The sequence below is a fragment of the Nodosilinea sp. P-1105 genome (genome assembly GCF_012911975.1).
GTDB lineage: Bacteria > Cyanobacteriota > Cyanobacteriia > Phormidesmidales > Phormidesmidaceae > Nodosilinea.
The window spans coordinates 81842-96225 of sequence record NZ_SMDQ01000010.1 but is presented as its reverse complement, the minus strand read 5'-3'; the positions used below and the strand labels follow the sequence as shown (position 1 = coordinate 96225).

Annotated in this window: 14 protein-coding genes; 3 read left to right on the top strand and 11 right to left on the bottom strand. The window is 57.2% G+C overall.

Annotated elements, in window-relative coordinates:
- Positions 1-169: 169 nt before the first annotated feature.
- Positions 170-1321, top strand: a complete 1152-nt coding sequence (locus tag E1H13_RS06855; protein WP_169612664.1) for a quinone-dependent dihydroorotate dehydrogenase — start codon at positions 170-172, stop codon at positions 1319-1321.
- A 96-nt stretch (positions 1322-1417) separates the two neighbouring features.
- Here E1H13_RS06855 and E1H13_RS06850 read toward each other — a convergent pair whose 3' ends face one another.
- The 4 genes from E1H13_RS06850 to gcvH all read right to left on the bottom strand — a co-directional run bounded on the left by E1H13_RS06850 (position 1418) and on the right by gcvH (position 5664).
- A complete protein-coding gene (locus tag E1H13_RS06850) occupies positions 1418-2158 on the bottom strand; it encodes a protein-L-isoaspartate(D-aspartate) O-methyltransferase (protein ID WP_169612663.1) in 741 nt (246 codons plus the stop codon).
- Positions 2159-2284: 126 nt separating this feature from the next.
- The gene (locus E1H13_RS06845) at positions 2285-3058 is read right to left on the bottom strand and encodes a ZIP family metal transporter (protein ID WP_169612662.1); all 774 of its coding nucleotides are present in this window, start codon (positions 3056-3058) and stop codon (positions 2285-2287) included.
- Positions 3059-3064: 6 nt separating this feature from the next.
- Positions 3065-5125 (bottom strand): chromosome segregation ATPase, encoded by a 2061-nt coding sequence (locus tag E1H13_RS06840; RefSeq protein ID WP_169612661.1) that lies wholly within the window; start codon positions 5123-5125, stop codon positions 3065-3067.
- Positions 5126-5271: 146 nt separating this feature from the next.
- Positions 5272-5664 carry a glycine cleavage system protein GcvH gene (gcvH, locus tag E1H13_RS06835; protein WP_169612660.1) on the bottom strand — a complete coding sequence of 131 codons (393 nt, stop codon included), beginning with the start codon at positions 5662-5664 and terminating at the stop codon, positions 5272-5274.
- Between the two features lie 470 nt (positions 5665-6134).
- Here gcvH and E1H13_RS06830 point away from each other — a divergent pair, with 470 nt between their 5' ends.
- Positions 6135-7634 carry an alanine/glycine:cation symporter family protein gene (locus E1H13_RS06830; protein WP_278002500.1) on the top strand — a complete coding sequence of 500 codons (1500 nt, stop codon included), beginning with the start codon at positions 6135-6137 and terminating at the stop codon, positions 7632-7634.
- Positions 7635-7834: 200 nt separating this feature from the next.
- Here E1H13_RS06830 and E1H13_RS06825 read toward each other — a convergent pair whose 3' ends face one another.
- From E1H13_RS06825 to E1H13_RS06810, 4 genes are all read right to left on the bottom strand, one after another.
- Positions 7835-8011, bottom strand: a complete 177-nt coding sequence (locus tag E1H13_RS06825) for a hypothetical protein (RefSeq protein ID WP_169612658.1) — start codon at positions 8009-8011, stop codon at positions 7835-7837.
- Positions 8012-8168: 157 nt separating this feature from the next.
- Positions 8169-8597, bottom strand: a complete 429-nt coding sequence (locus tag E1H13_RS06820; RefSeq protein WP_169612657.1) for a universal stress protein — start codon at positions 8595-8597, stop codon at positions 8169-8171.
- A gap of 221 nt (positions 8598-8818) precedes the next feature.
- On the bottom strand, positions 8819-9793 hold the full coding sequence (locus E1H13_RS06815; RefSeq protein WP_169612656.1) for a Uma2 family endonuclease: 975 nt from the start codon (positions 9791-9793) through the stop codon (positions 8819-8821).
- 97 nt (positions 9794-9890) lie between these two features.
- Positions 9891-10613: a Uma2 family endonuclease gene (locus E1H13_RS06810; RefSeq protein ID WP_169612655.1), complete on the bottom strand. Its 723-nt coding sequence runs from the start codon at positions 10611-10613 to the stop codon at positions 9891-9893.
- Positions 10614-10822: 209 nt separating this feature from the next.
- Here E1H13_RS06810 and E1H13_RS06805 point away from each other — a divergent pair, with 209 nt between their 5' ends.
- On the top strand, positions 10823-11599 hold the full coding sequence (locus E1H13_RS06805) for a Uma2 family endonuclease (protein ID WP_169612654.1): 777 nt from the start codon (positions 10823-10825) through the stop codon (positions 11597-11599).
- Here E1H13_RS06805 and E1H13_RS06800 read toward each other — a convergent pair.
- The 3 genes from E1H13_RS06800 to E1H13_RS06790 all read right to left on the bottom strand — a co-directional run bounded on the left by E1H13_RS06800 (position 11596) and on the right by E1H13_RS06790 (position 13938).
- Positions 11596-12225, bottom strand: coding sequence for an HpsJ family protein (locus E1H13_RS06800; protein ID WP_206070142.1), 630 nt, complete (start codon positions 12223-12225; stop codon positions 11596-11598). The two genes, E1H13_RS06805 and E1H13_RS06800, sit on opposite strands and share 4 nt — an antisense overlap.
- A gap of 283 nt (positions 12226-12508) precedes the next feature.
- The gene (locus E1H13_RS06795) at positions 12509-13435 is read right to left on the bottom strand and encodes a Uma2 family endonuclease (protein ID WP_206070140.1); all 927 of its coding nucleotides are present in this window, start codon (positions 13433-13435) and stop codon (positions 12509-12511) included.
- 119 nt (positions 13436-13554) lie between these two features.
- Positions 13555-13938: a Uma2 family endonuclease gene (locus E1H13_RS06790; protein WP_169612652.1), complete on the bottom strand. Its 384-nt coding sequence runs from the start codon at positions 13936-13938 to the stop codon at positions 13555-13557.
- Positions 13939-14384 lie beyond the last annotated feature (446 nt).

Below are 14384 nucleotides of genomic sequence, written 5' to 3'. Positions count from 1 at the left end.
TTTAATGGAGAAGGGCCAGGCACAAGAGGCACCGCTGCCCACCCCCCCATGGGGAGTTGTGATTAAGGCAAGCCATGTGTGCTCCTGGGCAGGGTAAGGAGATGTTCCAACTTGCCCAGCCTTAACATTAGTGTACCCGGCCGTCGTTGGCATTTACCACCCCCATGCCGTGACAGATCCCTACCGCCAATTTGTCCGTCCACTGATTTTTTCTGGGCTCAAGCTTGACCCCGAGAGCTTGCATGGCACCGTGATCGCTACATTGGCGTGGCTCGGTCAGCCTATTCCGGCCAATGGCTTGGGCAAAACCTGGGCTGAACAACGGCAGCGATGGCTACGGCAGCAGCTGTGCTGTGAGCATCCGCGCTTGAGGCAAACCTGTTGGGGGCTGACCTTTGCCAACCCCCTGGGCTTGGCCGCCGGGTTCGATAAAGATGGGGAAGCGGCCTTGGCCTGGCCCTTGATGGGATTTGGTTTTGCTGAACTGGGTACCGTCACCCGCTTAGCCCAGCCGGGCAACCCCAAGCCCCGCCTGTTTCGCCTGGTGGAGGACAATGCTGCCCTCAACCGCATGGGCTTTAATAATCAAGGGGCGGCGGCCCTGGCCCAGCGCCTGGCCACCCACTGGCCCGATCAACGTCCGGCCATTCCGGTGGGTATTAACCTGGGTAAGTCGAAGCTGACGGAGCTGGCCGATGCCGCCGCTGACTATCGCTTTAGCTTTCAGCAGCTATACCCCTATGGGGACTACTTTGTGGTGAATGTGTCGTCCCCAAATACGTCGGGGCTGCGATCGCTGCAAGCCACAGACCAACTCGCGCCAATCCTGGCAGCCTTGCAGCAAGAGAACACAGCGGCTAAACCCCTGCTGGTGAAAATTGCCCCGGATCTAGCCTGGGCTGACATTGATGCCGTGGTAGACCTGGCCCAGGCCCACGGCTTGGCGGGCATCATTGCCACGAATACCACCATCGCCCGGGAGGGTCTAAAAACCCAGGTACTGCCCCAGACCGGTAACCCCATCGACCAAGAGGCGGGGGGCATTAGCGGTGCCCCCCTGCGACAGCGATCGACGGCGGTGATCCACCACATCTATCACCGTACCCAGGGGACCCTACCGATTGTGGGAGTAGGGGGTATCTTTACCGCCGAGGACGCCTGGGAGAAAATTACCGCCGGGGCCACCCTGCTGCAGGTCTATACGGGTTGGATCTATGAAGGTCCCTGGATGGTGAAGCGACTGTTGAAGGGGCTGCTGGCGAAGTTGGATGAACACCAGTTGTCTGATCTTTCTGAAGCGGTGGGGTTGAGCCACCGTTAGCCCAAAAGCAGCGAGCCTCAACCACCAGAGAGTTAAAGAACGAAAAAAGAAAAAAGAAGAACGAAAAAAGAAAAAAGAAACCTTCTTCCCTCTTCCCTACCCTTCTCCCTCTCCCACCATCGGCACAAATCGAACTGGAATCGTGTATTCGGTGGCCAGGCCGGTAGCCCGCTTCGTCACCACCAGCAGGGTCTGGGAGGAATAGCCCACCGGCACCACTAACCGTCCCCCCAGGGTCAGCTGATCCACCAGGGCTGTGGGAATGCGGGTGGGGGCTGCCGTCACCACGATGGCGTCGTAGGGGGCGTAGTCTGACCATCCCTCGTAGCCGTTCCCCTGTTTGACATGGACATGGTCATAGCCCAACTGGGCCAGGGTGGCCTGGGCTTGCTGGGCCAGGTCTGGCAAAAGTTCTACGGAATAGACTTCAGCGGCCAGTTCGGCGAGCACCGCCGTTTGATACCCTGACCCCGTCCCCACTTCCAAAACCCGACTTTGGGACGATAACCCAGCCGCAGTGGTCATAAACGCGACCACATAGGGTTGAGAAATCGTCTGACGATGGCTGGTGGGTAAGGGGGCATCCTGGTAGGCCAGGTGCATCAAATCGGTGGCAACAAATCGATGGCGAGGCACGGTTTCCATGGCCTGGAGTACCCGGTCATCCGTCACCCCCCGGGCGATGATTTGACGCTGGACCATTTGGTGTCGCTGGTCAGTAAAGGCCTGTTCAGCGGTCTCTGGGCGACACCGCCTCTTACTATTGCGGTTGAGGGATTGATCTGGTCCTTCTGTGAGTGATTTCAACCGATCAAATACTGTGTTGGCATTGGTCATCGCGACCTCCTGCCCTAGAGTTTAGGGATGAACTGCGGTTTTATGGCATGGCTATTTAAATTCTAGATCGTCGCTAGGGAGGGTTTTCCCCCATTCCTCCCCGGTAAATCCACCCCTTAACGGGGCTTATCTTAGGGCAATATCGAGGAACATCATCACGACAAAGCCCCCCATCAGCCCCAGGGTGCCCCGTTGGCCAAAGGCTTTTTGGTCAATGTCAGGGATAATTTCATCCACAATCACAAACAACATGGCCCCGGCGGCAAAGCCCATGGCCCATGGCAGCATGGTCTCGGCGACGCTGACTACGGCGGCCCCCACTAACCCGCCGATGGGTTCCACCAGACCCGTCAGGGTCGAGATGCCTACTGCATGGCGGGGGTTGTAGTTTAAATTTCGCAGGGCCACCGCCACCACAAACCCCTCTGGTAGGTTTTGGAGGGCGATACCTAGGGCCAGGGCGATCGCCCCGGTTCGTTCGCCGCCGCCAAACCCGACCCCCACCGCCAATCCCTCCGGGAAATTGTGCAGGGCGATGGCGATCACAAACAACCAAATGCGCTTGATATTTTGGGCCGCAGGACCTTCGTGTCCTTTAAAGAAATGCTCGTGGGGAAAAATGTTGTGGGCGGTCCACAGAAACCCACCCCCCAGCAGCACCCCAGCCACCATAATCAGGGCTGCACTGGGGGGTGCATAGCCCAGGGCGATCGCCGCGTCGGTGCCGGGCAAAATCAACGAAAACGAGGTGGCCGCCAGCATGACGCCGCCGCCAACCCCCAGCAGTACCCCTTGCAGCCGCTCGGAAGGTTGAACCGGCAGCAGCACCGGTAAGGCGCCTATCCCTGTACCTAACCCCGCCAGTAAGCTGGCCAAAAAACCTAGGGCAATCGGGTGCATCAGCTCTTACAAGCCCTGGCCATCGGGCCTGACCTGGTCTAGCTGGGCTTGCCATTCCCGCAGCCGTAACTGGGCCTGGGCATAGGCGTCGGTTTGGGCCGGCACCCGCTGGGCAATGTCGATGGCCCGGTTGAGGCTGATCTGGGCTTCGCTTTCGGCCAGGCGTAGCATGTCCCAGCTCCAGCGAGTTAGGGCCTGGTTGGCTTCGGCTTTTTGGGTGCTGCTGTCGGGCACCTGTTGGGCCACCTGAATCGCCTCAGCCAGGGCGGTGACGGTGCCTCGCTGGGCGGTGCTGTAGGCCTGCTGTAGTTGCTGCTGCCCCTGAATTTGCCCCCGCCAGGTGTCAATATTACGTTGGGCTTCGCTGTGCAGCGCTCGGCCAGCACCAATCCGAGAGGCCACAGCGATCGCCTCGGATAGCTGACCCCGGCGGGCGAACTGTTCCGCCTGGGTGAGTAGGGGACGGTCTTCTGACCGCTGAATTTCGCTGCGCCAGCGGCCAATCTGCTCCTGGGCCTCGTCGTAGAGGGCGCGGCCGGAGCTGATCTGGCGGGCAGTGGACACGGCACCAGATAAGTCTCCCATTTGGGCTAGCTGCTGGGCCTGGGTCAAAATCGGTCGGTCCTGGGTGGTCTCGATTTGGCTGCGCCAGCGACCAATCTGGGTCCTGGCGTCATCCCAGGCGGGGTTGTTGCGGGAAATTTGGTTGGCTTCGGCGATGGCGGCTTGCAGGTCGGCAATGGTGCCTGGGGCCGCCACTTGACGGGCCAGTTCCAACTGCGATCGCCCCTGTACTTCGGTCTGCCAGCGATTAATTTGGGCCTGGGCTTTTTGGTATAGGGGGCGATCGCGGCTAATGCTTTGCAGGCGGGTAATGCCCCCTTCTAAACCGCTAATTCCCCCTTGCCAGGCAATTTGGTTAGCATCAATTAACACCCGCATATCGGCAATTTCTGCCCCCAGTTGCAACTGGGCTGGAATTGCCCCTAGCATTTGGGCGGCTGCGGTCGCATCCTGGCGATCGAGGGCGGCCTCAGCCATGGCCAGCAGGTCATGGCCGAACTCTCGAATCACCCGCTGGGCCTCAGCATAGACGGGGCTGTCGCTCTCGATCGCCATCGCCAATGCCAGGGCTTCTTCCATGGCGGATAGGGTACGCCGCCGGGCCAGTTGCTTCGCCTCGCCCAGTTGGTTCAAATCTTCCCGAGCCACGGTAATTTTCGTGGTCAACTCGTCGTATTTGACGGTCTTCCAGTAAGTGTTGTTCACCCCCAACAGCCGAATCGCCTTACTAAAGGCATCTTGGAACTCCAGGTTTTTTAGGTCGCTGACGGCATCGTCATAGATGGTTTCAGCTTCCTGCCAGATGGTATTCCACTGATCAATCCGCTCATTTACCCCCTGGGCTGTGGCCGTGTGGTCAGGAATTTGGCGCGCCATGGCGATCGCCTGGGACAAATCCCCCTGCTGAAACGTGTTTTCTGCCAAATCCAGGATCTTTTCAGACCAGGTCTCAATCCGCTGGTTGATCTCGCCCCGCAAGGGATGGTCAGGGGGCAGGGATTCTAACAGGGCGATCGCCTCCAGGTACCCCTCTACGCTGCCCTGTTCAGCATAGGCCTCGGCACATTGCAGGCGGGTAGTGGCCGAAGCCGTCAGCCAAAAAATGGCCCGGCAGTTGGGCAGGTTGGGAATTCGAAACAAGCTGATGGCAGAAACCACCCCGACTCCCATCACTAGGGTTAATAGGCCGAGGGACCACACTGGCCAATGCCGTGCCAGTCGTTGCCCCAGGGAGGGTTTGCCTAGCTCTGTAGTTTTTGGGGCCGCCGCCTGAGGCGGACGGCGTAAATCGGCCAGGGGATCGTAACGGGGGGGTGGCGGGGCCGCCGCCCGACTGTCGTCGCCGGAGCCTAAAGGCTCAAGGGACCAAGCCTGGGCATGATCAGCCGGTACCGTGGGGCCATGGGCCGGTTCCCATGACCGATCGCTCGGCTTTCGGGAACTGAGTCCCGAATCAGGGCGGCGATTGGTATTCTGCCGTGGTTTTTGACGGTGTTGAGCCATGCCCACTCCCAGTAATGCGGCCCTAGTGATCTAGGCAATGGTAATAACGACGAAAGTCAACCCCAGTAGTCAGTCTCACTAGTCAGCCACAGTATAACCATAGGCGCCAGAAACAGGACGCCTCAGAACCAGAGCCAGATCCCCGGCTACCCCTCCACTTGATCCTTATATTCATCAGCTGACATGGCATCGTCTAAGTCGTCCAGGTCATCAGCCTTGACTTTAATCAACCAGCCATCCCCGTAGGGATCATCGCCAATTTGCTCTGGGAACTCAACCAGCACATCGTTGCGCTCTAGCACTTCCCCATTCAAGGGAGATTTCAGATCCTCGACCGCCTTCACTGACTCCACTGTGCCGAAGCGTTCACCCTTTTCAACGGTGTCCCCTACGTCCGGCAGCTCCAAAAAAACAATATCCCCGAGTTGATCAATGGCAAACGCTGTCACGCCAACGGTGACGATATCGTCGTCTTCGTTGACCCGAGCATATTCGTGGCTATCGAGATATTTCAGGTTGTCAGGAAATTCAAACGCCATAGTGGGCCCTCACATCACCCCAAGGAACAGCAGCTAAGCTGCCAGAACACAGCTTGATTCAGTGCCAGTGTGCCATGAGACCAACAATTTAGCGCATTTTTTCCGGAGATTTCCCGGCTGACTTCACATTTTCACGTTGCCCTGTTTCCCGCCCTATTTTCCTGGAATGACTGCCCCGAGGGTGTCTAACGTGACAGTACGAGTTGGGGGAATTTGCTACATCTAGCCCGTAATCAATCAAATTCAGGTCCAGATGTGGCGTTTCGTCGGTGGAAAAGTCCTTCTTCTAGATCTGGTATAGCCAGATTGGCCCGCGAATCTGCAAACCGTACAGCCGTCTGTAAAGCCGTTACTGCCCTAATCCTATGAGAGAACCAATCAAAACACATCCCCCTCAGCCCTGGCTGTCAGCCCAGGGGCTCAAATTTAGGTCACCCTCTACTCAGCGCTCCCCTTGGATCGTGATCGGGCTGGTTATTCTGCTGCTGGGGGCGATCGCTTCCCCTGCGCTGGCCCAGGAGGGTGGAGCTACTGGCGTAGACGCCATCTTTGAGCCGATTGTGAACCTGATGGCCCTGCTTCTATTCTTTAATGTTGGTGGGGAAAATGGCTTCCCGTTTATTGTGCTATGGCTGTTTGTAGCCGCCATTTTCTTTACCTTTCGCATGGGATTTATCAATTTGCGGGGCTTTCGCCACGCCATTGATGTCGTGCAGGGTAAGTACGATGACCCCCATGATGACGGCGAGGTGTCTCACTTTCAGGCTTTGGCCACCGCCGTCTCGGGCACCGTTGGTCTGGGTAACATTGCTGGGGTCGCTGTGGCCATTCAACTGGGGGGGCCGGGGGCGATGTTCTGGCTGACCCTGGCTGGCTTTTTCGGCATGGTGACTAAGTTTACCGAGTGCTCTTTGGCGGTGAAGTATCGCCGCATTGAAGATGATGGCACTGTGCTGGGGGGGCCGATGTATTACCTCACCCGAGGCCTAACCCCCAAGGGCATGCGACCCCTGGGCCAGGGGTTGGCGGTGCTGTTCTGTATCCTCTGCCTGGGGGGTAGCCTGGGGGGAGCCAATATGTTCCAGTCCAACCAGGCCTACGCGGCGGTCTCTAACTTGATTCCAGGAATGCCAGCCTGGCTGTTTGGGTTGATTTTGGCTCTCTTGGCTGGGTTTGTGATTATTGGTGGCATTCGCCGCATTGGTGCCGTGGCCGAAAAGCTGGTGCCAGCTATGGCGATCATCTATGCGATCGCCTGTTTGTTTGTAATTGGGGTCAACATTACCCAGGTCCCTGCGGCCATCGGTACCATCATCAGCGAAGCGTTTGCTCCCACTGCTGCGGTGGGGGGTGTCGTCGGAGTGATGGTGCAGGGGATTCGCCGCAGTTCCTTTTCCAACGAGGCCGGGGTGGGGTCTGCCGCCATTGCCCACTCAGCGGCTCGCACCGATGAACATGTGCGGGAAGGGATTGTGGCCCTGTTGGAGCCGTTCATCGATACCATCGTGATTTGTAATATGACTGCGATCGCGATCATCTTGACCGGGGTCTACCAAGATACCGGTGCCGAACTGAGCGGCGTGGGCATGACAGCTAGCGCCTTTGAATCAGTGATTGGCTGGTTTCCGATTGTGCTGAGCATCGCCGTCTGCCTCTTTGCCTTCTCCACCATCATTTCCTGGAGTTATTACGGCATCCAGGCCTGGGCTTATCTGTTTGGTAAGCGCAGCACCATTGTCTTTAAGCTGATTTATGTGCTTTGCACCTTCCTGGGGGCGATGACCAGTCTGGGGATGATTATTGATTTCAGTGATTTGATGCTGTTAGGCATGGCTTTCCCCAACCTGGTGGGCTGCTACATCCTCTCCAATGAACTGGCTGCCGACCTGAAAGACTACTGGCAGCGGCTGACCTCAGGTGAAATGCAAACCTACGAGCCTGTGGCTGTCGCCGCCTCTAAAGATCCCTAAGGGACGTGCAGGAAAATAAACTACCCGCTGATCGGGCCTCGACTTCGCTCAGCCCTCGATCCCTGAAGGTTGAGCGAAGTCGAAACCTGGCCACTGGGTACACTATTAACCCGCAGATCCCTAAGGGCTACAGTCACCAGGGAGTAACCTCCCTGGTGCATGGCCAGGCTGCCCATCTGTCGCTCCCGTCTATCGCCCCCTTATCGATTGAGGGGGTGGTTCAGCATAAATCGCCGCCGTCGGCTCGGCGGCTGTGCCTGATACTCCCCATAGAAGCAGCAGAACCGCCAAAATTGCTTCAGGTGCGACCAAGGGCGGCTGTGAGCCGCGATCGGCTGTAGAGCAGCTGAGGTTTGCACCATCGATAGCCAAAACATATCAACCTCCTTCGGCTAGGGTTAGCCTTGTCATGTCCGTGTGTAGGTTGATTTTAGAAAGCCCACAGGACGATAACAAAAGATAGGGTCGATACTATCTATGCAAAATTTTCATAGGTGAACAGCGGGAGCGATGGTTGGTCAAGTACTCGTAAGTCTAGCGGCGCACCACTAACACTGGGCACTTGGCAAATCGAACCACCCGTTCCGCCACAGAACCCAGGAAAAATCGGGGGATCCCCGTGCGCCCATGGGACGGAATGATAATTAAGTTGATGGCATTGTCCTCGGCATAGTCAATAATTTCAGAGCTAGGATTACCCACTTTCACCGAGAACTTTATGCCCTCATAGGCGGCCCCAGAAAAGGTTTTGTGGAATGCCGCTTCCACATTGCTGATGCGGGTAGGATCGTCTACGGTTTCCCAAATCACCCCGGGGGCAGTGGGTTCTAGGGGATGAATGACGTGAAGCACATGCACCTTGGCTGGATCGCCGACAAACGCTAGGGTTTCGTCTAGAGCTTGCTTGGCTGCGTCAGAAAAGTCGATGGGTACTAGGACATTATTTGTAGTGAATAAAGCCATGGCTAAAAAAGGGGTGATTTTATGTTTAAGCTCAGCCTGAGCAATCGTTCTCATCTGTGGTGAATCACCACATTATGCACTGAACTGCTCCTAGCTATAGTTTAAAGCTAAGTCAGATGTTAACTGGATCAATTAATACGGATTTTAATGACTTGTGACTTGGTGCTATCTGGCAGAAAGATAATCACCGTACCAGGTAGGCCATGGCTTCGCCGTCTGATCTACGACGGGTCAGATCTTTCGCCGCGATCGCGGTCGTCATCTACTTCCGCCATCACCTGCTTCACCTGCTCATCGCTCAGCCCTAACAACGCCACCACGTCGTCCAGCGCCATCCCCCTGGCCACCATGGCTCGGGCTGCCATCACGACCTGCGTCTGCGCCTGCTCCTTGGCTTGACGTTCTTGCTCTTTAGCCAAACGTTCTTGCTCTTTAGCCAAACGTTCTTGCTCCGCATCCAACAGCAACCAGTGGCCATCCGGGTCACACCAGCGCAACCAGAGCCGGGGCACCCCTTCAAACTCTCCCTGCCAAAGTCCCAACCCAATGGCTAACCCCGGCAACCAAATTTTCAGGTTCCCTGCCGACAGCAGGGGTTGCTCTTGGTAGCGACCTCCCACTAGCTGAAAGAACCGTAACACCCCAGAGTAGCGGTTAAACACCACGTAGTAGGGGACGCGCAGATAGCGCTCGTACACGGTGAATTTGTCCGGGGGCGACCCTGCCTGGGAACTACCATGGGTGGCCGGAGCGCTTAAAGCTGAAGCGGGTTCGGCCGCTTCGGCCCCGGCAAAAAAGCGACCCAGATCCCCTGGTTCTGTGCCGGGCGACAGGAGTTCCACCACCACCTCCGGGGACCGCCCCTCTTGCCAAACCACGTAGCTCCGCCGCAGGTCTTCCCCGTCATAAAGTCGGGGCACGCCCACGGCTAAAAACCAGTCCGGGCGCTTGTGCCACAAGGGATGCTGGACATCGTAATACACGTTTAAGTCTGACCCGCAAAACCAGTTTTCCCGGGTGTAATCCCGCAGAGCCAGGGTGCGGCTCAGCAGTTGCGGTTGCAAATCATGAAATTCGTCCGGCAATCCCGGTTCCTCCGGAAACTCACTCGGCAAATCATACATGGTCGGCAGGGTTTCCCGAGGCGGCCGGGGCGGATCACTCTGCGGAATGGAATACCCAGTTGCTAGGGTCATGGTGAAAACGTCAACCATCAGGGGCCATGCTTCAATTCTACAGGCCACTTTAGCTGGGGAGTGGATAGTCCTGGCAAGGCCAGTCAGATAGCCAACATTAAGCTTCTGGAGCAACGCCTAATGCTCTAAGCTGCTCGGCCAACCGTTCGGCCCGCTGCCGCTCTTGCTGCAGCTGCTCGCTACCCCACAGCAAGAGCTTTCCCCCTTGGTCCCACCAGCGTAGCCAGTGGGCGGTCGTCTCGGCCTTCTTGCCGTACCACACCCCTAGAGATAATCCCAGTTCCTCCAGCCAATAACGCCGGTTGTTATCAGTGGCTTGGGGCTGATATTGGCCGTTGATCAGTCGGTACAGGTCTAAGGTGCCGGTTTGGGGGTGAAAGATCGCGTAGAGAGGTATTTGCAGAATCTGCTCGTAGAAATACCACTTTCCATAGGGGTAGTAGGGGTTGATGGAATATTCACCGCCTTCGGTTTCGGACATGAACTCTATAACCAGGGTGGGTATCTCCCCCTCTGCGTGAGGGGTGTAACTGCGTCGGATGGTGCCTTCGGGGAGAGGATCAACCGAGCGCACATAGACCCAATCTGGAGCTTTGACAATGGTTTTGTCGCCCACGGTGGCACAAAGGCCAAAATTGGAAGCAATTAGGGCTGACTCTAGAATCAGCCCGGCCAACTCCAGGCTCTCTCGCAGAGCCGCGGCCAGTAGGGGTTGCAGGGTATTATCCACTGGGTCATCAGGCAATGGAAAATCGGCAGGTAACTTTTCCCAGGTGATGGGAGGCAGGGCCAGGGAAGGGTGATGTGCGATCGCTGCCATAGGATTTTCGCAATAGCCTCTGTGTCACTTATCCTGTGTCACTTGTCCTGACGACCTATACCAAGTCCAGCTCAGGATCTGGAGTTTTCCCCCAGGCAGAACTCCAAGTCTGGACCTGGATCTGGTTTATTTTAGTCTAGTCTTTGGTAGGCGATCGCGTTGAACTAGCAAGTAAGATATAACTATGGGCTAAGGTCGTTTTATACATCATGTATCAAACCAATCCACCCCGGTCTCCTCAAGAAACCCTGCCTACTATGTATGATCTGCCCAGTGAAGATCCGGGGGAGCCGGGGTTGCCAGACGAATTTCATTACTTTCAGCCGCAACTGCTGCGCGAGACCTGTCAATTACCAGCGGTACCTCAGGAGCAGACCTTTATCGGTACAGATTTGAATCTGTACTATGATGGCCGCCACCCAGCCTGGTATAAGCGCCCTGACTGGTTCCTAGTCTTGGGCATTGAGCGGGCTCAACGCCAGGAAGAGCTGCGCTGGAGCTATGTGGTTTGGCAAGAGACCATTGCCCCGTTCTTAGTGATCGAGCTGCTATCGCCAGGCACCGAGGCCGAAGACCTGGGACAAACCTTGCGAGAGGTGAATCAGCCCCCCACCAAGTGGCAGGTCTATGAGCAGATTTTACGTATTCCCTACTACGGCATTTTTGATCGGTATCAAAACCAGTTTCGACTGTTTCAACTGGTAGGCGATCGCTATCAGCCGCTACCCCTACCAGAGCAGCGATTTTGGTTTGAGCCGCTGCAATTGGGTCTGGGAATTTGGGCTGGGGCCTATCAGCAAACCGAGGGGAGCTGGCTCCGGTGGTACAACGGGCAGGGGGATTGGGTACCCACGGCTGCAGAGCAGGTAAGGCAAGAGCAAGCTAAGCTCCTACGCGCCGCTGCCAACCTGCTGGCTACGGGCATGGCACCAGGGCAGGTGGCGGCGGTGCTGGGTTTGCCGATAGAGCAAGTCAAGGCCCTTTAGGCGTTGACCCGGCGCTGTTTGCGAGACTTGTGACCGCTGGGGCCAGCGGTGGCCCCGCCAATGCCCACCCGCCCCAGGCTGAGCAGGCCAATGCCGATTACCACCAGGTTGCTGACGCTGGCTAGGCTGGCCCGGGTGAGGCTGGTTCTGGCGTTTTGCTTCAGGGTGGCGGCTTCGCTGTCCAGGGCTTGCAGGGCCTGAGCGAAGTCGTCGGGGGTGGCGTTGGCGGTAATCTCGGGGTTATTGCGCCCCGCTTCAATCTGGGTTTGTAGTTGGCTGGCCTGTTGGTTAATTTGCTCGACGGTCTGGGTTTGCAGGGTGAGGCCGTCGCGAATCACCAGGATAGAGGAGAGTAAGAACAGCACCCCTACCCCCAGGGCGGCGTAGGAGAAGGGTTTGCGCAGGCTAGCGTTTTGCCAAAAGCCGTAGACCAGGAGGGCTAAACCAATTAACAGGACGATACTGCGATCGCCCATTTGTTGCAGTAGGGTAGCTCGCCAGGCCGCGCCAGCGCCAAAGGGCAGGGCCAGGGCGATCATGTCGGCCAGGAAGCCGAACAGACAGGTGAAGCCGACAATCCGGGCGATCGCTTGACCGCCAAAGCCGGTAGAGGGTTGCGTAGGCATGTTGGCCATAATCCGTTGTTATCCCAGTACTACAAGGTGAAGATTAGCCATAGCTATGGCCCCTTGAGGGCAGGGCCACGTTACCTATATGTATTCGGGGGCCAGCGATCGGTTCCGTAGGGTTTCGGCAGGCTTTAGGGGAGCTTTACAGAATTGTGCTTTTGGGAGAACAGTATTCTAGGTCAACCGGTGACAGCAACAGACCTCGGAGGTCTTAGTGACCTCCGAGGTCTGTTGAGGTGACCCACTACCACACCAGGTAGGCCATGAGTCGCCGCCCGATTTACGACGGGTCAGCTCTTTCGCCGCGATCGTCATCTACTTCCGCCATCACCTGCTTCACCTGCTCATCGCTCAGCCCTAACAACGCCACCACGTCGTCCAGTGCCATCCCCCTGGTCACCATGGCTTGGGCTGCCATCACGACCTGCGTCTGCGCCTGCTCTTTAGCCAAACGTTCTTGCTCCGCATCCAACAGCAACCAGTGGCCATCCGGGTCACACCAGCGCAACCAGAGCCGGGTCACCCCTTCAAACTCTCCCTGCCAAACTCCCAACCCAATGGCTAACCCCGGCAGCCAAATTTTCAGGTTCCCTGCCGACAGCAGGGGTTGCTCTTGGTAGCGACCTCCCACCAGCTGAAAGAACCGCAACACCCCAGAGTAGCGGTTAAACACCACGTAGTAGGGGACTCGCAGATAGCGTTCGTACACGGTGAATTTGTCCGGGGGCAGCTCTGCCTGGGAACTACCATTGGTGGCCAGGGCCATTGCAGCTGAAGCGGGTTCGGCAGCCTCGGCCCCGGCAAAAAAGCGACCCAGATCCCCTGGTTCTGTGCCGGGCGACAGGAGTTCCACCACCACCTCTGGGGACCGCCCCTCTTGCCAAACCACATAGCTCCGCCGCAGGTCTTCCCCGTCATAAAGTCGGGGCACGCCTACGGCTAAAAACCAGTCTGGCCGCTTGTGCCACAAGGGATGCTGGACATCGTAATACACATTTAAGTCTGACCCGCAAAACCAGTTTTCCCGGGTGTAATCCCGCAGAGCCAGGGTGCGGCTCAGCAGTTGCGGCTGCAAATCATGAAATTCATCCGGCAACCCCGGTTCCTCCGGAAACTCACTCGGCAAATCATACATGGTTGGCAGAGTTTCCCGAGGCGGCCGGGGCGGATCACTCTGCGGAATGGAATAACCCGTTGCGAATGCCATGGTGAGAGAACCCATCATCAAGTGACACATCCCTATGCTACAGGCTTCCATAGAGCCTGGCATGCCAGTCGTTCACGGCAAACAAAAAGCGATCGCCTGTCACCAATCGATCGAGACGCCTAGCCTTGCAAAATGTTTTCGACGGTCAATGCGATCGCAGGGAAGACTGGTGACATGATCGCATCTTGACCTTTATAGACCGTAGCCTCGTACCAGCCTTCTAAAAGCGTGCAAATGGTCAGCTGATTCAGTAATGGATCTGCAATCCAGTACTCCGGAATATCTAACACACTGTACTCGGCTCGCTTAGCTCGGTAATCAGTACTTTTAGTAGATTCGCTAACCACTTCAACCACCAGTAACGGCGGTGGTTCATTCAATCGAATCACCGCCTCTCGGGATTGCAGCGAGTCCCACTGCTCCAAGGTCAGTACCGATAGGTCAGGAATGCGAACCGTATCCCAACGGTCGATAGCCCAGCCGCCATAGCTTGCAAGCGGCAAGCCCTCACAACACTTCCCATTTTAGTCGCTAATGCCTGGGCGGTAACTTACAGCCCCAAGGCTGGTACCATGGCCAACTGCTAAATTCAACAACTAAAAACCAGTCTGGCCGCTTGTGCCACTTGTGCCACAGAGGGTGGTGCACAATGTCCCCTCCTGGGAGGGGTGCCCGAAGGGCGGGGTGGTCCCCTCCTGGGAGGGGTGCCCGGAGGGCGGGGTGGTCCCCTCCTGGGAGGGGTGCCCGGAGGGCGGGGTGGGTCCCTTCGGGCTTGCTTGACCCACCCCTACCCCTCCAAAGGCTACTTGATACACATAAGTCCTGTGAGACCCTTGTGGGCAGGGCTTTCCCTCCATCCCCCAGCCCCTTCCTCCCAAAATGGGAGAAAGGGGAGTAGAGCTTTCAAAGCCCCTCGCCCTTCTGGGAGAGGGGTTTGGGGAGAGGGCCA